Source organism: Pseudomonas sp. PS02302, assembly GCF_029959585.1.
GTDB lineage: Bacteria > Pseudomonadota > Gammaproteobacteria > Pseudomonadales > Pseudomonadaceae > Chryseomonas > Chryseomonas aestiva.
On record NZ_JASCON010000188.1, the window covers coordinates 1 to 315 of the forward strand.

Below are 315 nucleotides of genomic sequence, written 5' to 3' on the forward strand. Positions count from 1 at the left end.
CCTATACCAAGCTGGCCAGTCTCTCGGCCAGCGAGAAGGCCCGTGGGGTGATCACCGCCAGCGCCGGCAACCATGCCCAGGGCCTGTCCCTGGCGGCCCGCGAGTTGGGCGTGCGAGCGATCATCGTGATGCCGCGCACCACGCCGGAGCTCAAGGTCATCGGCGTGCAGTCCCGTGGCGGTGAGGTGGTGCTGCACGGCGACGCCTTTCCCGAGGCCCTGGCCGAGGCGCTGCGCCTGGTCGAGGAGCAGGGCTACACCTTCGTGCCGCCCTATGACGATCCGGACGTCATCGCCGGCCAGGGCACCGTGGCCA

Annotated in this window: 1 protein-coding gene; it reads left to right on the plus strand. The window is 70.5% G+C overall.

Going from position 1 to position 315, the window contains the following annotated elements:
* Positions 1-315: pyridoxal-phosphate dependent enzyme (locus tag QMX82_RS26245; RefSeq protein ID WP_282288815.1), on the plus strand; the 315-nt coding region annotated here is incomplete at both ends.